At 58.7% G+C, this 22,118-nt stretch carries 11 protein-coding genes; all 11 read left to right on the plus strand.

The window, feature by feature from the left end:
• Positions 1 to 44: 44 nt before the first annotated feature.
• Complete coding sequence (locus HY011_26120) at positions 45 to 1,346, plus strand: Gfo/Idh/MocA family oxidoreductase (GenBank protein ID MBI3426422.1); 1,302 nt, start codon at positions 45 to 47, stop codon at positions 1,344 to 1,346.
• Positions 1,347 to 1,474: 128 nt separating this feature from the next.
• Positions 1,475 to 3,268: an alpha/beta fold hydrolase gene (locus HY011_26125; protein MBI3426423.1), complete on the plus strand. Its 1,794-nt coding sequence runs from the start codon at positions 1,475 to 1,477 to the stop codon at positions 3,266 to 3,268.
• Entirely contained in the window at positions 3,265 to 7,113 is a 3,849-nt protein-coding gene (locus HY011_26130; protein MBI3426424.1) for an immunoglobulin domain-containing protein, read from the plus strand. Before HY011_26125 ends, HY011_26130 begins: the two co-directional genes overlap by 4 nt.
• An 832-nt stretch (positions 7,114 to 7,945) precedes the next feature.
• Positions 7,946 to 9,283: a pectate lyase gene (gene pelA / locus HY011_26135; protein ID MBI3426425.1), complete on the plus strand. Its 1,338-nt coding sequence runs from the start codon at positions 7,946 to 7,948 to the stop codon at positions 9,281 to 9,283.
• Positions 9,284 to 9,386: 103 nt separating this feature from the next.
• The gene (locus HY011_26140) at positions 9,387 to 11,393 is read left to right on the plus strand and encodes a hypothetical protein (protein MBI3426426.1); all 2,007 of its coding nucleotides are present in this window, start codon (positions 9,387 to 9,389) and stop codon (positions 11,391 to 11,393) included.
• Between the two features lie 234 nt (positions 11,394 to 11,627).
• A complete protein-coding gene (locus HY011_26145) occupies positions 11,628 to 14,657 on the plus strand; it encodes a S9 family peptidase (GenBank protein ID MBI3426427.1) in 3,030 nt (1,009 codons plus the stop codon).
• Between the two features lie 244 nt (positions 14,658 to 14,901).
• On the plus strand, positions 14,902 to 16,155 hold the full coding sequence (locus HY011_26150; GenBank protein MBI3426428.1) for a glycoside hydrolase family 88 protein: 1,254 nt from the start codon (positions 14,902 to 14,904) through the stop codon (positions 16,153 to 16,155).
• A gap of 179 nt (positions 16,156 to 16,334) precedes the next feature.
• On the plus strand, positions 16,335 to 17,120 hold the full coding sequence (locus HY011_26155) for a 3-ketoacyl-ACP reductase (GenBank protein MBI3426429.1): 786 nt from the start codon (positions 16,335 to 16,337) through the stop codon (positions 17,118 to 17,120).
• 105 nt (positions 17,121 to 17,225) lie between these two features.
• The gene (locus HY011_26160; GenBank protein MBI3426430.1) at positions 17,226 to 19,079 is read left to right on the plus strand and encodes an efflux RND transporter periplasmic adaptor subunit; all 1,854 of its coding nucleotides are present in this window, start codon (positions 17,226 to 17,228) and stop codon (positions 19,077 to 19,079) included.
• 910 nt (positions 19,080 to 19,989) lie between these two features.
• Positions 19,990 to 20,700: an ABC transporter ATP-binding protein gene (locus tag HY011_26165; GenBank protein MBI3426431.1), complete on the plus strand. Its 711-nt coding sequence runs from the start codon at positions 19,990 to 19,992 to the stop codon at positions 20,698 to 20,700.
• Between the two features lie 22 nt (positions 20,701 to 20,722).
• Positions 20,723 to 21,946, plus strand: a complete 1,224-nt coding sequence (locus HY011_26170) for an ABC transporter permease (protein ID MBI3426432.1) — start codon at positions 20,723 to 20,725, stop codon at positions 21,944 to 21,946.
• Positions 21,947 to 22,118: the final 172 nt, after the last annotated feature.

Here is a 22,118-nt window from a genome sequence, read left to right on the forward strand (position 1 = left end):
ATCTCGGCCGGTCGGGCGGTTACTCAAATTTGAAAGGATTGACTATGAATCTAACTGACGAACAGAAAGAACAAGGCCGCCGCAATTTCCTAAAAGCCCTGGCGGGCACGCCCGCGCTCGCTGCGCTTGGTGTTGCTGCGGCGACGCATGGCCCGATCAAAGGTGGCCCGGTCAAAGCTGCAGTCATCGGCACGGGCGGGATGGGACGCGGCTTGATTGCGCAATGTCAGAAAGACCTGATTGACCTACGCGCCTTGTGCGACATCAATCCAAAGCGGCGGCGCGCGGTGGCCGAGACGCTGGTCAAAAACGGCTGGCCGCAACCCAAAGAATATGACGACTGGCGTGAGATGCTGCAAAAAGAAGACCTAGAAGCCGTCATCATCGCCACACCGCTCTGGTCGCACGCCGACATCGCGGTCGGCTGTTTGGACGCGGGCAAGCACGTGCTGTGCGAAAAGATGATGGCGAAAAGCGAGGCCGACTGTTTGCGCATGATTGACGCGATGAAGCGCAACAAGCGCCTGCTCGAAATCGGCTATCAGCGCTATTACAACCCCGTCTATCAGGCTTCGTACAGCAACATCATCAAACAGGGTTTGATCGGCGAGGTCTATTTCGCGCGCCTCGTCTGGCATCGCAACGGCAACTGGCGGCGCAAAGAAGACCCGCCCGCGCCCGATTTCAACCCCGGCAAGTGGGGCTATCCAGATTGGGAGCATCTGGTGAACTGGCGGCTTTACAAGCAGTATTCCGAAGGGTTGATGGCTGAATTAGGCAGCCATTTGATCACGGCGACGAACTGGTTTTTTGAAGCCCCGCCGGTCGCTGCTTATTCGACCGGCAGCATCGCGCGCTTCAACGACGGGCGTGAAGTTTACGATCACGTTTACGCCACGCTCGAATATCCGGGTGGACGCGCGGCGACGTTTTCATCCATCGAATCGAACGCCTTTGAAGATCATTACGAAATGTTCCTCGGCACCAAAGGCACGTTGATTTTGCAAAACGAAGTCGAGGTCTATCTGTTTTACGAGGGCGAAGCCGCGACGACCAAAGTCGAAGTCTCCCGGCAAAGCGCCGCGCCGGTCGCTGATACTTCCGCCACACGTCCGGCGGACGCGCCCGGACGCACAGTGAACGCCGCGACGGCAGGGCAGGTGGACAGAAACATTTCGTATCGCAACGAGATTGCTGAATTCTGCGCGTCTGTTCGTACAGGCAAGCCGGTGCGTTGCGGCCCGCAAAAAGCGATGCAATCGGCGCTGGCCGTGTTGACGGCGAATCAGGCGGCGGAAAAACGCGCGCGGGTTGAGATCAAACCGGCAACGCCTTCAGCCGCATGAATTGACAGGACATTGTGAACTGACTCCTGATTCCCGAATTCCGACGCCTGATAGTTAAGCTACCAGGCGTCGGAATTCGGGAATCGGGAATCAGTTGTTCACCCCAAAGGTAAAGCAGGATGAATAGAATGGTTCCCCGATTAAGTTGCGTAGCAGTGCTGTTGCTGGTTTGCGTTGGTTACGCCAACGCCGCCGACGCCACCGTTGCGCCCAACGGCGATGGACAATTCAAATCCATTCAGGATGCGATCATGGCCGCGCCACAGGGACTGCCCAGCGCCGAGCGGCCCTGGATCATCAGCGTCAAACCGGGCGTGTACAAAGAACTCATCTACGTCCAGCGCGAACGCCGCTTTATCAAGCTGGTTGGCGAAGACCCCAAGACGACGATCATCACGTTCAACTTAAACGCGAACATGATTTTCTTTGATGGCAGGCCGCTCGGCACCTTTCGCACACCGACAGTGCAAGTGGATGGCGATGGTTTTGGCGCTGAAAACATCACGTTTGAAAATTCCGCCGGGCCGGTCGGACAGGCGCTGGCCTTGCGCGTGGACGGCGATCAGGTCAGCTTCAAAAACTGCCGCTTTCTGGGCTGGCAAGATACGATTTTGCTCAATCGCGGGCGGCAGTATTTCGAGAATTGCTACATCACCGGGCACGTGGATTTCATCTTCGGCGGCGCAACGGCCTGGTTTGAACGCTGCCACATTCACGTGTTGAAAGAAGTATTGAAAGACGGTTACATCACGGCGGCCTCGACGCCGGAAACGCAGCCGTATGGTTTCATCTTTTCAAACTGCCAGATCACGGGCGAACCGGGCGTGAAAACTTATCTGGGCCGCCCTTGGCGCGGCTTTGCGCATACGGTTTTTCTGAATACGGAAATGTCCGATGCCGTGCGTCCGGTGGGCTGGCACAACTGGACAGGGCCGGAGCGCGAAAAGACGGCACGTTACGGCGAATTCGGCAGCACAGGCGCAGGCGCGAATGAAGCCGCGCGCGTGGCTTGGGCGCGCAAGCTGACCGCTGCTGAAGCCGAAGCCTTGACGGTCGCCAAAGTGCTTGGCGCTTGGAATCCGAGAGCTGTGCCAAAAGCCGAAGTCGCGCCTGTGCGCCGCAATCCTTACGACCATCCGCTGCTCAAAGGCCGCGTCAAAACCGACATCGAATACGCACAGGCGGGCGGCGAAAGCCTGAAGCTCGACGCGTTTGTGCCAACTGGCAAAGGGCCATTTCCAGCGGTGATCTTCGTGCACGGTGGCGGCTGGTCGGCGGGCACTCGCACGGGCGGCAACGATCCGTTGTTTGCGCCGGTCGCCCAGCGCGGCATCGCCTGGTTCACGATCAGCTATCGTCTCGCGCCCAAGCACAATTACCCCGCGCCGATTGAAGATGTCTACGCCGCCATTCGCTGGGTCAAGGCGCACGCGGCGGAATTCAACGTTGATCCTAAACGCCTCGCCTTGGTGGGCGAATCGGCAGGCGGACAAATCGTCGCGCAAGCTGCTGTGCTGGCGAAAGACGATACGCAGGTGGCCGCCGTCGTGCCGTTTTATGCGCCGGTGGATTTCATCGCCGATATGGCGCGGCGCGGCGGCTTGAGCACTTCGATGCGGGGTTTGTTCGGGCGCACTGACGCCAAAGCGGATGAAGCGACATTGCAACAGTTGCGCGAGGCCTCGCCAATCAATCACATTAAACCTGGCTTGCCGCCGTTCCTGCTGGTGCACGGCACGGGCGATATGAGCGTGCTGTACAACTGGTCGCCGCAGTTTCAGGCGAAGCTCAAAGCGGCAGGTGTGCCGTGTGACCTCATCACGATCCCCGATGGCGTGCACGGCATGGCGCGGTGGGAAAGCTTCGCGCCCGAATACAAAGAAAAGGTTGCTGACTGGCTCGCGCAACAATTGAAGCTATGAGATCGCCAAGAATTTATTTACTGCTGGCAACCCTGCTGGGCCTCACGCTGTGGGCGGTTGATTGGCGCGGACTGGCCGCCGCGTTGATTGACGACCGCTTTGCCGACGGCAATAGCCAGAATCAAAACCTGGCGAATAACTCCTTGCGGGTTTTCAACGGGCGCGCCAACACCGTGCGCACCGACGCCACCGGCTCCGTCTCGTTTGAGGTGACCAACGCGGGTGGTTCCGAAGCCTTTTGGGCCTACTTCACCAACGCGGGCGCGCCGGTCACGCTGGGCGTAGGCGATGCGCTGTCGGTCGCGTTAGACTTTTCGGTCAGCGGATTTGGCGGCACCGGGCAGGACGTGCGCTTTGGCGTGTTGGATTCGCTTGGCACGCGCAACACGACGAATTTGACGGCGGGGATGAACGATGCGACGTTCATCAACGACACCGGCTACGGCTTGCAGTACTACGCCAGCGGCGCGGGCAACCCGTTCGTGATTGGCCGACGCGCGTTGTTGACGGGCGGGAATATCTTCAACAACTTCGGCGATTTTGCGACGATCTCGACGGGCACCAGCGGAGCCACCGCGCGGCAGCCGCTCGAAAACAACGTGCCTTATACGTTGAGTTATACGATCACCCGTGTGTCGGCGAACGAGACGCAAATCGAAGCCGCCGTGACCGGGGGCGCACTGAACGGGCTGACTTACAAAGTCGTCGAGAGCAGCATCGCGCCGCAAACCACGTTTGATTATTTCGCCTTTCGCATTGCCGGGCCGACCTTTGCCACGAAGCTGACGTTCACGCGCCTGCTGGTGGATTACACGCCGCAACCCCCCGTCATCACCAGCCAGCCGCAACCTTCGACGTTGACCGTACAGGTCGGCGGCAATGTCACGTTCGCCATTGCGGCGCGTGGCGATGTGCCTGCCTACCAGTGGCAAAAAAATGGTGTGGACGTGGCGGGCAATGCTTCGGCGCGCACGGCGACGCTGAATCTGACGAATGTGCAATTGGGCGACGCGGGCGATTACACCTGCGTGGTGAGCAATGCGGGCGGCAGCGTGCGCAGCAATCCCGCCAAACTGAATGTCACGACCGATCAGGTGCCGCCCGCGCCCGCGATCGCGCAACAGCCGCGCGACACCACCGTCGTGGCTGGCGCTGCCGCGAGTCTGTCGGTCACGGCGACGGGCGCAAATCTGGTTTATCAATGGTTCAAGAACGGCGCGCTGATTCCGCAGGCGAACGAAGCGTCCTTGCGGTTTGCCAGCGCGCAAATCAGCGACGCGGCGAATTACACGGTCGTCATCAGCAATTCTAGCGGCAGTGTGCTGAGCGCGGCGGCCAGGCTGTTGGTCGTTTCGGCAATGAGTGTTGTGCAAACAGCGCCGCTCGGCGGCGCAATGAATGTATGCATTGACGCACCGCTGACGCTGACCTTCGATCAAGCGCCGCGCCAGGGCACGAGCGGACGCATTCAAGTGTATCGGCTGGACGCGAACGACAATGGTGTGTTAGTTGACGCAATTGATCTGTCGTTGGCGGGGCAGAGCCGTAGCGTTGGCTCGGCCAGCACGACGTTCAATTACTATCCGGTGCTGCTCGATGGCAACACGGCGACGATCACGCTGCATCGCGCGCTCGATTACCAACAACGTTATTACGTGACGCTTGAACCCGGCGTGCTGACCGATGCCAGCGGCGCGCCTTTTGCCGGACTCGACGAAACCAAAGCCTTGCGCTTCACGACCAAAACGCTGGGGCCGCCGTTGGGCGCGACTTCGTTGTGGGTGGCGGTGGATGGCACGGGCGATTTTTGCACGGTGCAGGGCGCGCTTGATTTTGTGCCGGTGAACAACACGCAACCGGTCAACATCACGGTGGCGCGCGGCACTTACAACGAGATCGTTTATGTCCCGTCGAACAAACCTTTCATCACCGTGCGCGGCGCAGACCGCGACTTGACGCGCATTCAATACGCCAACAACGCGGTGTTGAATCCGACCAGCACCGTCACGCGCACGATGTTCGGCGTGGACGCGCCCGATTTCACGCTCGAAAACATCACGCTGCACAACACGACCGCGAAAGGCGGTTCGCAGGCCGAGGCATTCAGGGGGAATAACCAGCGCCTCACCCTCAACCGCGTTTCCTTGTTCAGCTTTCAGGATACGTTGATGCTGCAAGGCCGCGCGTTCGTGAACGACAGTTACATCGAGGGCGACGTGGATTTCATGTGGGGCAGCGGCGCGGTGTTTTTTCAAAACTGCGAGTTGAAAGCCAACAACGCGGGCTTTTATACGCAGATTCGCAACGGGCAGAGCGGCAACGGCAACGTGTATGTGAATTGCCGCCTGACGAGCACGCCCGGCTTGACCGGTGTTTATCTCGCGCGCATTGATCCGACGGTTTTCCCCTACAGCCAGGTCGCGTTCATCAATTGCGCAATGGGGCCGCACATCCTGCCGGTCGGCTGGCAATTGAATAACGCGGCGACCGCGCCCAACGTGCAGTTCTGGGAATACGGCAGCAAGACGCTGAACGATGCGCCACTGGATGTGAGCCAGCGCGCGCCGTTCGCGCGGCAACTTTCCGCCGACGAAGCCGCGCGTTGGAGCGATCCGGCTTTCGTGCTTGGCAATTGGACGCCGACGACGTTGACGGCTTCGCCCAGCTTGGCGTTGGAGGAAACGCTGACGGTCAATCTACTCGCGCCCGCTGCCACAGTGGCTTCGGACACCGTCGGGCTTTATCGCGTAAGCGCCGCCGACGCCGAATCGCTGACGCGCCAGAGTCTGGCTGCCGCGCAAAACGGCGTGTTGCGCTTTGCGCGTCCCGCACAAGCAGGCCGCTATGAATTTCGTTACCTGCGCGGCGACGGTGCGCGCGTGGCGACCAGCAACATTGTCACGGTGCCTGCCGCGCCGTTGCGCCGCGCCGATGTGCCCATCGGTTTTGCCGCCGTCGAGGCCTGGGGGCAGAACGGCACGACCGGCGGCGCGGGCGGCCAAACCGTCACCGTCACAACGGCGAATGAATTTCTGCAAGCCATCGCGCGGCCCGAACCGCTCATCATTCGCGTCAGCGGCATGCTCGCCTTGCCGCCGCGTATGCACAGCGTGGCTTCCAACAAAACGCTCATTGGTGTCGGCGCGAACTCGGGCTTCACCAACGGCGGCTTGCTCATCGGCTTGCCCTTCCGCGAAGGCGTCACCGAACCGCCGGTTGACGCGGTCAAAAACGTCATCGTGCGCAATCTGCGCTTTGCCAATGCGGCGGATGACGCGATCAACATTCAGATGTTCGCGCATCACATCTGGATAGATCATTGCGATCTGAGCAATGCGTTCGACGGGCTGATTGATATTCGTTTCGGTTCGAGTTATGTCACCGTGTCGTGGAACCGGTTCAGCCAGCACAGCAAGACTTCGCTGGTGGGTGCGGACGATAGCAACGCGGCGCTGGACGTGGGCCGTTTGAAAGTCACCTATCATCACAACTGGTTTGACGGCACGACTGAACGCCATCCGCGCGTGCGTTACGGCGAACCCGTGCATGTGTTCAACAACTTTTATCTGAACAACAGCGGTTATGGTGTTGGCTGTTACCAGCAATCCGGTTGTGTAATCGAAGGCAATTATTTCGAGAATGTCGCCGTGCCCATCACGATCACCGGCCCGACCGAAGCCGGGCGCGCGGTCGAACGAAACAACTTTTTTGTGCGCAGCGGCGTGCCTGTCGTAGGTGGCGCGGTGCTTGAGCCGCAGACGTTTTACGGTTATGTGTTAGACCCGCCCGCCGATGTGCGTGCGCTCGTGGCGCGCGACGCGGGCGTGGGCAAGTTGCGATTTTAGATCGGGTTTCACTTTGGTGTACGGGAAAACCGTGCAGCGGGACAGTACCGCGCGCGTCAGCAAGCGGCGCATTGGCGGTTCGGCCAATGGGGCAAGCTTGACGCCACCGCTTGCTGACGCGCGCGGTACTGTCCCAGCGTCAACTGATTCCCGTATATGCAATTGCAAACCGCTCTCATTGCTTGCTGCATACAGTTGAGGGCCGGAGCCAACAAACATGAAACAAATTTGCTGCTTATTCTTCGTCTGGTTCGCGTGGCTGGGCGTCAGCGCATTCGGTCAAGACGCCGCACCGCATTACCTGTTCGCCTATTTCAAAAACAACGGTGAGGACGGCTTGCATCTGGCCCACAGCCGCGATGGCCTGAAATGGCAGCCGCTCAACAATGACAAGTCGTACCTGACGCCGCAGGTGGGCAGCCAGAAGCTGATGCGCGATCCCTGCATTCTGCCGGGGCCGGACGGCGTCTTTCATCTGGTCTGGACGACCGGTTGGGAAGGCCGCGACATCGGCATCGCGCATTCCAAAGACCTCCTCAACTGGTCGGAGCAGCAAACGATTCCCGTGATGGCGCACGAACCGACGGCGCTGAATTGCTGGGCGCCGGAGATTTTTTATGACACGGCGAACCGGCAATACCTGATCTTCTGGTCAACGACCATCCCCGGCAAGTTTCCTGAAACCGCAGGCTCGGCGGGCAAGGGCCGCAACCATCGCATCTATTACGTGACGACAAAGGATTTCAAAAGCTACAGCCAAGCGGCGGTGTTTTATGACGGCGGCTTCAACGTAATTGATGCAACCGTGGTTCAGGATGCCCAACGCTTCGTAATGATCGTCAAGGACGAGACTGAATTGCCGGTGGCCAAAAAGCATCTGCGTCTTGCGACCAGCGATAAGGCCGTCGGGCCATACAGCGCGGCCTCGCCCGCCTTCACCAAAGATTGGGTCGAAGGGCCGACGGCGCTGAAGCTGGGACAGGAATGGATTGTTTACTACGACGAATACCGCGACCACCGCTACGGCGCGCTCAAAACGCGTGATTGGAAAAGCTGGGAAAACATCAGTGAGCAACTCAGCTTTCCGGCGGGCGTGCGGCACGGCACTGCCTTCGCCGTTTCGGCCAACATCCTCGCGGGGTTGCAAGGACAGCAGCCGCAAATCGCCTGGCGCAATGCGCTGCGGCAAAGCGCCGGCTGGTACGGCAGCGACGAAGCCGTGCGCGTGGCCGACAACGTGCTGCTTTACCAACGCGACACGGGCGGCTGGCCGAAGAACACCGAGATGGCGAAGCTGCTCACCGCAGGCGAGCGCGCCGAACTGAACGAAAACAAAGATCACCTGGATTCGACGATTGATAACGGCGCGACTTACACACAGCTTGAATATCTCGCCCGCGTGTTCAGCGCGACCAAACAGGAGCGGTTCAAAACAGCCTTCTTCAAAGGGCTGGATTACCTGCTGCAAGCGCAATACGCGAACGGCGGCTGGCCGCAGTATTTCCCGCTGCGCAAAGGTTATTACACGCACATCACCTACAACGATGATGCGATGATCGGTGTGCTGCGCTTGCTGCGGGACATCACGCGCAAGCAGCCGGAATATGGCTTTGTAGATGACCCGCGCCGTCAGCGCGCTGGGCAAGCCGTCGCCAAGGGAATTGAATGCATCCTGAAAACACAGATTGTGGTGGACGGCAAACGCACCGCGTGGTGCGCGCAACACGACGAAGTGACACTCGCTCCCGCCAAGGCGCGCGCGTATGAACATCCTTCGCTCAGCGGCAGCGAGAGCGTCGGGATCGTGCGCTTTCTGATGGAGATAGAGAACCCCGATGCGCGTGTCAGCAACGCGATTGAAGCCGCCGTCGCCTGGCTCAAGGCGGTGCAGGTCAACGGCTTCCGCTATTACGACAAACGTGATGCGGCGTTGGAAAAAGGCTATGACCGGGTGCTCGAAGCCGCGGCCAATGCCGGGCCGCTCTGGGCGCGCTTTTACGAAATCGGCACCAATCGCCCGATCTTCAGTGGACGGGATAGCATCATCAAATACAGTGTGTCCGAGATTGAACACGAACGGCGCACCGGTTACGGCTGGTATTCAGACCGCGCGGCAGATTTGCTGGCGAAAGAGTACCCGGCGTGGTGGGCGAAACAAGAGAAACGATAAGCATGTACAGCAGGCTGCCAGCCTGCTGCTGCTTTGAATGAAAGCCAATTGGCTCGACGCGCTGGCCCCAGCAGGCTGGCAGCCTGCTGTACGAGAGGAAGCTATGAACGACCGACGCACATTCATCAAAACACTCGCGGCCACCGGCACTGTCTTTTGGCTGCCGTTACCTGCGCCGACCTCTGCTGCCGTTGAAGACCCGTGGACACAGGTGCCCGCCATCCTGCGCCGCATCAACCCCCCCGTCTTCCCGAAACGCGATTTCGTCATCACCAAATACGGCGCGGTCACGGGCGGCCAGCGCGATTGCACTGACGCGATTCGTAAAGCCATCGTGGCGTGCAACAAAGCGGGCGGCGGGCGCGTCGTCGTGCCGCCGGGCGAATTCCTGACGGGCGCGATTCATTTGCTGAGCAACGTCAATCTGCACGTCAGCGCGGGCGCGACGCTCAAGTTCAGCCAGGACACCAAACAGTATCTACCCCTCGTCTTCACGCGCTGGGAAGGCGTCGAGTTGATGAATTACTCGCCGTTCATTTACGCCATTGAGCAGCGCAACATCGCTATCACCGGCGCGGGCACGTTGGATGGACAGGCCGACGAGACGCATTGGTGGCCGTGGAAAGGGCGCGGGCGCGGCGCCGAAACGCAGGACAAGGCGCGCAATCGTTTGATCGAGATGGGCGAACAGAATGTGCCCGTCAGCGAGCGCGTCTTTGGCGAAGGCTCTTTCTTACGCCCGAATTTCATTCAACCCTATCGCTGTCAAAACGTGTTGATCGAGGGCGTGACGATCAAGCGTTCGCCGATGTGGGAGATTCATCCCGTGCTTTGCCGCAACGTCACCGTACAGGACGTCAAGATCAGCAGCCACGGCCCGAACAACGACGGTTGCGATCCCGAATCGTGCACGGATGTGCTCATCAAGGATTGTTCTTTTGACACAGGCGACGATTGCATTGCCATCAAATCGGGCCGCAACGGCGACGGCCGCCGCGTCAACGTGCCGACCGAAAACGTCATCATTCAAGGTTGCGAAATGAAAGACGGCCACGGCGGCGTCACTATCGGCAGCGAGATTTCGGGCAGCGTGCGCAATGTCTTTGCCGAGAACTGCAAGATGGATAGCCCACATCTGGATCGTGCGTTGCGGCTGAAAACCAATGCCGTGCGCGGCGGCACGCTCGAAAACATTCATATGCGCAACGTTCAGATCGGGCAGGTCAGCGATGCGATTGTTTCGGTTGATTTCACTTACGAAGAAGGTGAGAAGGGCACGTTCATGCCGGCTGTGCGTAATGTCAGTGTGCGCGAGGTGACCAGTCAGAAAAGCAATTTCGCCCTGTATCTGCGCGGCTTTGAGAAAGCGCCGATCACCGACATCCGGCTGGAAAATTGCACCTTCGAGAACGTGGCGCGAGCGAGCGTTTACGAATACGCGCACGATGTGCGGCTCAGCAACGTGAAGATCAATGGCGCGAAACCAGTGCGCATTGCCTTGGTCGGCGATTCGACCGTGACCGAAGGTTCCGGCTGGGGCGTCGGGTTCAGAGAACGTTTGAGCGCGACAGTCGAATGTATGAATCAGGCGCGCAATGGGCGCAGTTCGCGCAGCTATATTGCCGAGGGCCACTGGCAATGCGCCCTCGCGCAACACGGCGATTACGTTTTGATTCAATTCGGCCACAACGATCAGCCGGGCAAGGGGCCGGAGCGCGAGACCGTGGCCGGGACAACCTACAAAGATTTTCTGCGCCGTTACGTGGACGAGGCGCGCGCGGCGAATGCGAAACCCGTGCTGGTCACTTCGTTGGCGCGCCGCAATTTCAACGCTGAGGGTAAGGTGGCCGACGACATCCTCGCCACTTATGCTGAAGCTTGCCGTCAGGTTGCGGCGGAAAAGAATGCGCCGCTGCTTGATCTGCACGCGCGCAGCATCGAGTTGCTCAATCATTTGGGCAAAGCCGGTACGGCTGAGTTTGATGTGAAGAAAGAAGACGGCACTCCCGACACCACGCACCTGTCGCGCAAGGGCAGCGCGGTGTTTGGGAAAATGGTGGCGGATGAGTTGGTCAAAGTCGTGCCGGAATTGCAAAGTAAGTTGCGCTGAACCCTGGGTACGCACCGCTCCCAGCGTGCAGTCATGGCCTGAGACGGATAAAGACCGGAGGGATTTCCTTTCAGCATCAGCCTGTCTGATTTCAAGACGGCACGCTGGAAGCGGTGCGTACCCAGGAGTGTCGCTCCCAGCGGTTGCATCCCCTCTTTTCAAAGCGTATCTTTCCCGCCGTCGCAACCCACTCCTTCCAATCAATTCAAACTTAACTTGCAGGAGGCACGCGCTATGAAACAGCAGCACAGCATTCTGATGACACTCTTCTTGGCAGCCGCGCTGGCATTGGTCTTAACGCCGGGCGCTTCCATATCAGCACAGCAAAGTGGGGCCGCTCCCGCCAAGGCCGAAGGCGGCAAACGCCCCATCGAAATGAAAGACATTCTGGCGTGGAAGCGGCTGGGCACGGCCACGGTTTCCAACGACGGCAAGTATTTCGCCTACAAGTTGACGCCGACCGAGGGCGATGGCGAAGCCGTGTTGCGTCGCGTGGCCGATGACAAAGAGTGGCGCTTCGCCATCGGCGAATCGGCTGGATTCGGTGGCGGTGGCGGTGGCGGCGCGTTTGGCGAGGGGCCGGTGGCGCGTGAATTGGCGTTTTCGGAAGATGGCAACTGGTTCGCTTTCACGGTCTATCCCGGCGCCAAAGAGGCCAAGCGATTGAAGCGCGAGCGCAAACCGTTGCAAAACAAAATCACGCTCGTCGAATTGGCGACTGAAAAGAAAACCGAGTTTGAGAAGATCAGACGTTTTGCCTTTTCGGCGGAGAACGCCGCGTGGATCGCGCTGCATCGTTACGGCGCTGAGGCCGCGCCGGCTGGACCAACAGTAGCGACGGGGCCGCCGTCTGGTGCGCCTGCGGGCGGCGGCGCGGCTGCGCCCGAACGCGCGACGGGTTCGGATTTGATCCTGCACGAACTGGCGACGGGCAATGAACTCAACGTCGGCAACGTCGCCGATTTCGCCTTCAACAAAAAGGGCGACTGGCTGGCGTGGACGATTGATGCGACTGACAAGGTTGGCAACGGCATTCAAGTGCGCAATATGAGCAATGGCGCAGTCTTGCCGCTCGATAGCGACAAGGCCGTCTATCGCGGCTTGAACTGGACGGAGAAGGGTGAGGCGCTGGCTGCGGTGAAAGGCGTCGAGGACAAAGGCTTCGAGGATAAGCTTTACAGCTTGGTCGCGGTTACGTTCAGCAGCGGCACGCCGCAAAAGACTGTGTACGATCCGCGCCAGGACAAAGATTTCCCTGCCGGGCTTTCGGTCAGCCCGAATCGTTCGCCAGCCTGGACGGACGATCTGAGCGCCGTGCTTTTCGGTATTCAGGAAGTGAAACGCAAGAAGCCAGGACGCGAGGGCGAAGCGAAAGCGCCCGAAACAGTAGCTGTTACTGCGGCTGCTCCGCCTGCCGGGATGCGTCCACCACAGGACGAAACCGAAAAACCTGATCTGGTGTTGTGGCATTGGCAGGACAAACGTTTGCAAGCCCAGCAGCAGGTCGAAGAGCCGCGCGACAAGAATTTCAGCTACCTGGCAATTTACCGCGTAGCCGAAAAGAAATTCATGCGTCTGGCCGATGAGATGGTGCGCAATGTGAACGCCGCGCCCAAACAGCAATGGGCGATTGGTTCCGACACACGCGAATACGAATTGATGAGCAACCTGGATGGCCGCCGCTATCAGGATGTTTATGTGATTGATCTGAAAACCGGCGCGCGCAAGCTGGCGTTGAAAAAGGCGCGCAACGTGTTTGGCCCTTCAACTGATGGCACGCAGTTGCTCTACCACGAAGACGGCCATTTTATGACCTACGATCTGGCGACCGGCCAGACGCAAAACCTGACGGCCAAAGTGCCTGCCGTGTTCTGGAACGAAGAGGATGATCACAACGTCGTCAAACCGCCGACGTTTCCTTTAGGCTGGACGAAAGACAGCAAGGCCGTGTTGCTGACCGATGGCTGGGACATTTGGCAGGTGCCCACACGGAGTGGCGGACAAGCCGTCAATCTGACCGTCAACGGCAAGCGTGACAAGATTCGCTATCAAACGCGCTTCCGCTTAGACCCTGAAGAGAAGGGGATTGATCTGGCGCAGCCGCTGTACGTGCGTGCTTACGGCGAATGGACGAAGAAGATGGGCATCGCACGCATCGAACCAGGCAAACCCGGCGCGAAACCGTTGATGTGGGACGATGCTGCGTATGGCACGCTGGTCAAAGCCAAAACGGCGGATGCCTATTTCTTTACGCGCGAGACGCCGACGGATTTCCCTGACTATTTCGTGGCTGACGCTTCGTTGGGTAATGCACACAAGCTGACCACTGCGAATCCGCAGCAGAAAGATTTCTTGTGGTCGGCGGGCGCCAAGCTGATTGAGTACACCAGCGCGAAGGGCGACAAGCTGCAAGGCTCATTATTCCTGCCCGCGAATTACCAGCCGGGCAAGAGCTATCCGACGATTGTTTATATCTATGAAAAGCTTTCGCAAGGGCAAAACACGTACACCGCGCCGACGGCGAACGGCTTTAACAAAGCGGTTTACACCAGCAACGGCTACGCGGTGTTGATGCCGGACATTACCTACAAGATCAACGATCCGGGCATGTCTGCCGTCTGGTGCATTTTGCCCGCCTTGCAGGCGGCGATTGCGACCGGGGTGGTGGACAAGGACAACGTGGCGCTGCACGGTCATTCATGGGGCGGCTATCAAACAGCGTTTATGGTGACGCAGACCAACGCCTTCAAAGCGGCCATCGCGGGCGCGCCGCTGACTGATATGATCTCAATGTACAACCTGATCTATTGGAATTCGGGCGGCGGCAACATGGCCATTTTTGAAAGCAGCCAGGGACGCTTCACTTCAAGCCCGGTGGACAACGTCGAAGCCTACATTCGCAACTCGCCGGTCTTTCACGCCAAGAACGTCAAGACGCCGCTGATGATCTTGCATAACGACAAAGACGGCGCAGTGGATTTCACGCAAGGCATCGAATACTTCAACCAACTGCGGCGGCTACAAAAGCCCGTCGTGATGTTGCAATACAAAGGCGAGAACCACGGCCTGCGTGTGCCGGCGAACATGAAGGACTACACCGTGCGCATGCGCGAATTCCTGGATCACCACTTGATGGGCAAACCCGCGCCGCAATGGTTGCTGGACGGCGTGCCGCATCTCAAGTTGAAAGATCACCTGGAAGAGCGCACCAAAGATAAAGGTGACCCAGTGGTTGGGCCGTTGGATGAAGTGGTGAAGAAATAATCGTCTGAATGCGCAAGCCCTGGGAGCGCAGGCATCCTTGCCTGCTGTAAAGATGTCGCGTAGCGTTCCGATTCCTAAGCGTCGTAATCGCGTAAACTGGAATAAGGAAGCTGCGCGGCTTCTTTTTTAGCAGGCAAGGATGCCTGCGTACCCAGGGCGTGACAGCGCGCGATGGGCAAGCTATAGTGCATTTGCCGCTGCCTTCTTTCAGCGGATTTCATCTCAACAATTCATTGGAGACTGCATGCCGACGAGCTTTCACGAGCGGACTGCTTTGCAGGCTACGCTCGCTGATGCCTTTGACTTTGCGCAGAGGCAAGTCAAGGCGCTGCTGGAAAAATATCCGGCGGATTACTATCCGATGTATTCCGTCGCGGGCCAGTTCGGCCAAGACCGCAAACGTTGGACGCATTGGTGCGATGGGTTTTATCCGGGAATAATGTTTATCTTCGCCGAAGCGACCGGCGAGCGCTTTTGGCTGGACAAGGCTGTCGCGTTTAGCACGCCGCTGGAAGAGCGGCAATATGACCGCGCCGTGCATGATCTGGGCTTTCTGTTTTTCTCAACCTATCTGCGCTGGCTCAAACTGGGCGGGCCACGCGAACGCATCGAGCCGGTGTTGATTCAAGCGGGCCGAACGATGGCGATGCGCTTTATGGAACGCGGGCAATATCTGCGCTCGTTCGTCGAACCGGCGTCGCTCTTCATAGACATCATGATGAATGTCGGGACGATCTTTCACGCGGGCTTGCAAACGGGCGATGCGCATTTGCTGGATGTGGCGCACCGGCATTGTTTGACGACGCGGCGCACACTGGTGCGGGGCGATGGTTCGACCGCGCATGAGGCGCTATTCGAGCCGGAATCCGGCGAATGCCTGCGCCAGTCCACACACCAAGGCTATCGCGGCGATTCGTGCTGGAGCCGTGGCTTGGCTTGGTCGCTCTATGGCTTCACGCGTTCGCACCAACAGACCGGGCGCGCGGAGTATCTGGAAACCGCGCAGTTAAACGCCGATTACTATTTGGAAAACACCCCGGCAGATGGCGTGACGCCGTGGGATTACGATGCGCCGGACGCTGGGCCGCTGGCGCGCACACAAGTGGACACCTCGGCTTGTGCGATTGCGGCGTCAGGCTTGCTGGATTTGGCCGAGGTCGCGCCGGATCGCACCAAGGCGCGGGCCTATCGGGATTTTGCGTTGACGTCATTGCAAACGCTGGCGCAAAAATATCTGGGCCGGTTGACGCCGGGTTTTGAAGGCATCTTGAACGGCGGCGTTTATCACATACACAAAAACCTGGGCGTGCATGAAGCCGTGCTGTTTGGCGAATACTTTTTTGTCGAGGCGCTCGACAAGGCGCTGAAATCCTTGAGCAAAGCCGCGACGCCTGCGCACGTTACGCCGTATCCTGAAACCTCGCTGCCCGCTTGGGCGCGCACTTGGGCGGATGGGCCGACGGAAGAAGAAATGCCTGCGCCCGAAGCAAGGGGATAAACGTTCAGAGTTCACGCTTCAGCGTGTTTGCTGGCCGCCACTCACACGCTGAAGCGTGAACTCTGAACTTCTTTCACCGAAAATATACAGGAAGAAGGATTTTGCTACAGATGAACGTGGCTTGACGCGGATCAGCGTGCCCTCGCGTTGAGATGCGGCGAGCTATTCTCGGAGTTTGAATGACAGACAGACCGGTTTCATTGGTGACGGGCGCGGGGCGCGGCATCGGACGCGGCATCGCTGTTGAACTCGCCAAGCTGGGGCACGCGGTGGCGATCAATTACGCGGGCAATGCCAGCGCGGCGGAGGAGTGCTTGCAACTGGTGCGGGCGGCGGGTGGCGTTGGCCTCACGGTGCGCGCCGATGTCGCTTCAACTGAAGACCGGGCGCGGCTGGTGCAAACGGTGCTGGCGGCGTATGGCCGCATTGATTTGCTGGTGAACAATGCGGGCGTTGCGCCGGACGTGCGGGCTGACATTCTGGATGCGGGCGAGGCGTCGTTTGACCGGCTCATCAACATCAACCTGAAAGGGCCGTATTTCCTGACGCAACTCGTCGCGCGGCAAATGATCGAACAGGTCAAAGGCGGCGCTCTTACTTCTTCCGGCTTGCCGCGCATCGTGACGATTACGTCGGTGTCGGCGTACACGGCGTCGGTCAATCGCGGCGATTATTGCGTGGCCAAGGCGGGGCTGGCGATGATGACGGCGCTCTATGCGGCGCGGCTGGCGGAATACGGCATCAATGTTTATGAAGTGCGGCCCGGTGTGATTGCCACCGCGATGACGGCGGGCGTGAAAGAAAAATACGATGGCTTAATTGCACAAGGGGCTTGGCCGTTGCGCCGTTGGGGGCAGCCCGAAGACATCGGACGGGCGGTGGCGGCTATCGCGCGGGGCGATTTGCCTTATTCGACCGGCGAAGTGCTTAATGTGGATGGGGGATTCCATTTGCGGACGTTATGAGCGTTTGCCAGGGGCAGGCGCAAATTGTGTAACTCCCGCTTTGGCGCGAGCGTCTACCAAACCGGAATCAAAATTGACAAACTGCAAATTGGAGGAATCCGCAGAATGAAGTTCAAGCTGGGAAATTTTAAGGGGTTGTTGCTTACGGTTGGCGTTTTGGCGGTAGCGGGTGCCGGGCTGGGCTATTTTTATTATGGCCGGAAGGCGACGGCGGAAGAGTACATCACCACCAAGATCGAGCGCGGCAATGTGCGCAATACGGTGAGCGCTACCGGGGCCTTGCAAGCCGTGACGACTGTTCAGGTGGGCAGCCAGGTTTCGGGCAATATCAAGGCGCTCAACGTGGATTTCAATTCGACCGTGCACAAAGGACAGATCGTGGCGCAACTCGATCCTTCGATCTTTCAGGCACAAGTGGCGCAAGCGCGCGCCAATCTCGAATCGGCCCGCGCGAATCTGGCCGATGCGCAAGCCAAGTTGGTTTCCGCCCAAGTGGCCATTGAAAGTCAGCGTGCCAATGTGGGCAGCGCCAACGCCAATCTCGAAGCCTTAAAGGCGGCGCGTGATGACGCCAAGAGCGCCTTACAACGGCAGGAAGGACTCGCCGCTGCCGGTATCATCAATCAGCGCGATCTGGACATCGCCCGCACGATGGTGCAATCCGCCGAAGCCCGTTACAACCAAGCCGTCTCGCAAGTGGCGCAGGCGCGCGCGACGGAACAGCAAGCGACGCGCTCCGGCATTGCGCAGGCGGAAGCCAGCGTCAAACAGGCGCAAGCGCAGGTGCAACAGTCCGAGGCTTCGTTGCGCTTGGCCGAAGTCAATCTGAGCCACACGACGATCGCTTCGCCGATTGACGGGGTGGTTGTTTCGCGCAACGTGGACGTGGGCCAGACCGTGGCGGCCAGTTTGTCGGCGCCGACGCTGTTTACCATCGCCAACGATCTGACCCAGATGCAAGTCATCGCCAACATTGACCAGGCCGACATTGGCGTCATCAATTCCGCCAACAAGATTGGCTTTACCGTAGACGCCTTTCCCGGCCAAACCTTCAACGGGACGATCAGCCAAATCCGGCTCAATCCGGTCAACACGCAAAACGTGGTCACGTATAACGTCGTGATTGACGTGTCGAATCCCGAACTCAAACTCAAACCCGGCATGACGGCGAACCTGACGATCACCATCGCGGAACGGCAAAACGTGCTGAAAGTGCCTAACGCCGCTTTACGCTTCCGGCCTGCCGATATGACGCCGGAAAAGATGCGCGAATTGTTTGGTGGCGGGCATGAGGGCGGCGGCGCTGGTGGCGGCGCTAACGCTAACGCGGGGAAGCCCGCCGAAGCGCCTGCGGGTCAAGCCAAGCCCGGCGAGAAACCGGCGGCCAAGCCTGAGGGCGGCCAAGCTGGCGCAGGCGCGCAACGCGGCGAAGGCCGTTCGGGCGAACGTGGTGGCGGTGCTGCTGCCGGAGCGGGGCCAAACCAAAACGCTGCTGCCAGAGAAGGTGGTGAAGGGAAACGTGGCGAAGGGCAACGTGGCGGCGGCGCAAACGCTGGCGGTAATGCGAACGCTGGTGGTAATGCGAACGGTGGCGGCGGCGCGCGCAATGCCGGTGGGCCAGGCACACCGGGGGCCAATGCCGGTAGCCCTGGTTCAGGCGGCGCCGGTTTTGGCGGCATGCAGACGGCTGCCGTAGTGTCAGGTCAACGCCGTATCGTTTGGGTGCTGGGGCCGGATGGCAAACCGCAACCGCGCCGCATCCGGCTGGGCATTACGGATGGCGCGAGCACTGAGGTGACCGAAGGGGATTTGAAAGAAGGCGAGGCCGTGATCACCGCGCAAAATAGCGCCAATACCAACCGCGCTAATCCCACCAGCAGCCGTCCGCCCGGCTTTGGCGGTGGAATGGGTGGCCCCGGCATGGGCGGCGGCGGCGGCGGCGGCGGACGCCCGCGCTAAGCAGTTCCTATCCGTGAACGGTAGTCAGTTGTGCAGACGATTGACTACCGTTTGTTTGTCACTGTCGAAAGACACCTAATACTCAGGCAGCTAAGTTTCCTGGCAGTTACAGCCTCATCTTGTAGTAACGACTTTAATCGTTCAAACCCGCAGGCGTAACGGATAAATTCGTTACTACCGGTGAGTCACAAAATGCCCAAAAACTTCGTTGCCGGTGTAGTAACTACAAGAAAAACTAAATTTTCTGGCATTTACCTCTTCGCCGCAGAGCGGCGGTTGAATTTAGCCGTGGGTTTTCAACCCACGGACAGACAGCGCGCAATCAATTGCGCGTCGCGTCAGCGACGCTTGAAACACGCGACCATTCAAGCGTCGCTGACGCGACGCGGGTTTGTGGCGCGGATACCGTGGGTTGAAAACCCACGGCTAAATTCAACCGCCGCTAACGCGGCAAAAACAATCTTCAAAACACGAGATAACTTAGTTTCTCGTGTAGTAACCACAGCGTAAACAAAGTTGCTTGGCTTTTTTCTGTCTATGCGTGATAACTAACGGACAGAAAAATGTGTGACAGAAAAATTAGATCGGTTTTCACATCAGTATATGGGAAAAGCCGCGCAGCGCGACGGTACCGCGCGCGTGAGCAAGCGGCACGTCAAGCTTACGCCCTTGGCCGAATCGCACAGGCTTCGCTTGCTCACGCGCGCGGTACCGTCCCGGCACAACGCACTCCCGTAAACGCAATTGAAAACCGATCTAGCTGCCGAAACAGGCTAACAAACTTTATTTACAGACTACTAACTACTAACAAGTGAACAACGCGACTCTTACAGCAACTGCCGATCAAACGGCTCCCTCGGGTTCGGTGCGGCCTGTCATCGAACTGGATCACATTCACAAGGTCTATAAAATGGGCGATGTCGAAGTGCATGCTTTACGCGGGGTTTCTTTAACCGTGGGCCACGGCGAATTCGTCGCCATCATGGGCGCTTCGGGTTCGGGCAAATCCACGATGATGAACATCATCGGTTGCTTGGATCAGCCGACCAAGGGCAAATACATTCTCGATGGGCAGGATGTTTCGCGCATGTCGAAAGACGACCGCGCCGACATTCGCAATGGCAAAATCGGCTTCGTGTTTCAAGGCTTCAATCTGCTCTCGCGGACTTCAGCGCTGGAGAACGTCGAATTGCCGATGCTTTACGCGGGTCTTTCCACGGCTGAGCGGCACAGCCGCGCGCAAGCGGCGCTCAAGGCCGTCGGTTTGGCCGGACGTGAACAAAATCATCCGAACCAGCTTTCTGGGGGACAGCAACAGCGTGTGGCGATTGCGCGGTCACTGGTGAACCGCCCGACGATTATTCTGGCTGACGAACCGACAGGGGCGCTCGATTCGCGCACCTCGGTCGAAGTCATGGGCATTTTTCAGCAGTTGAATCGTGAACAGGGCATCACGCTGGTGCTGGTCACGCACGAACACGACATCGCCGAATATGCCAAGCGTGTGATCATTTTCAAAGATGGCAAGGTCAGCCGCGATTACGCTGTGGCTGACCAGCGCGATGCGGCTGAAGAATTGAAGCTGTTGCCCGAGATTATTGAAGACGATGATGACGATTGAGATTTTCCAAAGGGTTTGAGCTATGAACTTTCTGATGACGTTACGTGTCGCCTTTCGCGCGCTGGCGCGTAATAAGATGCGCTCGATGCTGACCATGCTCGGCATCATTATCGGTGTGGCTTCGGTGATTGCGATGGTCAGCGTGGGGCAGGGCGCGCAGTCTTCGATCCAGGAACAGATTTCGAGCATGGGCACCAACATGCTCACGATCTTTTCCGGTTCGATGAATATGGGTGGTGTGCGCAGCGGCACCGGTTCCACCAGTACCAATACCTTCACTGCTGATGACCTCGACGCTATCAAGCGCGAGGTGCCGACTGTGGCGATGACGTCGCCTTCGGTCGGTGCCAGCGCGCAGCTTGTCTTCGGCAATCAGAACTGGAACAGCCGTGTGCAAGGCGTGGGGGAAGATTACCCCAAGATTCGCAAATGGCAGCTTCAAAGCGGCGAATTTATCACGGAGGCTGATATTCGCACCGCCGCGCGCGTGGTTGTCTTGGGCCAAACTGTGGTGGACAACCTTTTCCCTGGTATTGATCCGGTAGGCCAAATGATCCGCGTGCGCGAACTGCCTTTCCGCGTCATTGGCGTAATGGCGCGGCGCGGGACTGACGCTGGTGGCCGCGACCAGGACGATACGCTTTTTTGCCCCTACACAACGGTGCAGAAAAAGCTGCTTTCGATTACCAACATTCAGATGGCCTATATTTCAGCCATCACGCCCGCCGCCACCTACACCGCGCAAGAGCAGATCACTGACCTGTTGCGCCAACGGCATAAACTCGCCGCCAGTCAGGATAATGATTTCATGGTGCGCAATATGACCGACGTGGCCGAGACGGCAGATGAAACCAACCGCATCATGACCATCCTGCTTGCCAGCATCGCCAGCGTTTCGCTGCTGGTCGGCGGCATCGGCATCATGAACATCATGCTCGTCAGCGTGACCGAACGCACGCGGGAGATCGGCATTCGCATGGCGATCGGCGCGCGTTCGTCCGCCGTGCGCACGCAATTCCTGATCGAATCCATCGTGCTCAGTGTCCTGGGCGGATTGTTAGGCATCGGAATCGGCGTGCTGTTTTCGCTGCTGATTCCAAAAATGCTGGGTTGGCCGACGCTTGTCTCAGTGACTTCGATCATTGGCTCAGTCGTCTTTTCGGCAGCAGTTGGTATCTTCTTTGGCTATTATCCGGCGCGCAAAGCGGCGTCACTTGATCCGATTGACGCGCTGCGATTCGAATAGCAAAACTGATTTCCCACGAAGACACACGAAGGAGCACGAAGAAGAGTTGGTTTTCTTCGTGCTCCTTCGTGTGTCTTGTATGTTCGACAAGCTGCCAGCTTGTCGAACTTTTGGCCCACACCCTGTGGGAACAACGAAGACGCTGTAAGCCAACATCGTGGCTGACCCGTTT

This window comes from Acidobacteriota bacterium (genome assembly GCA_016196035.1).
Classification (GTDB): domain Bacteria; phylum Acidobacteriota; class Blastocatellia; order RBC074; family RBC074; genus JACPYM01.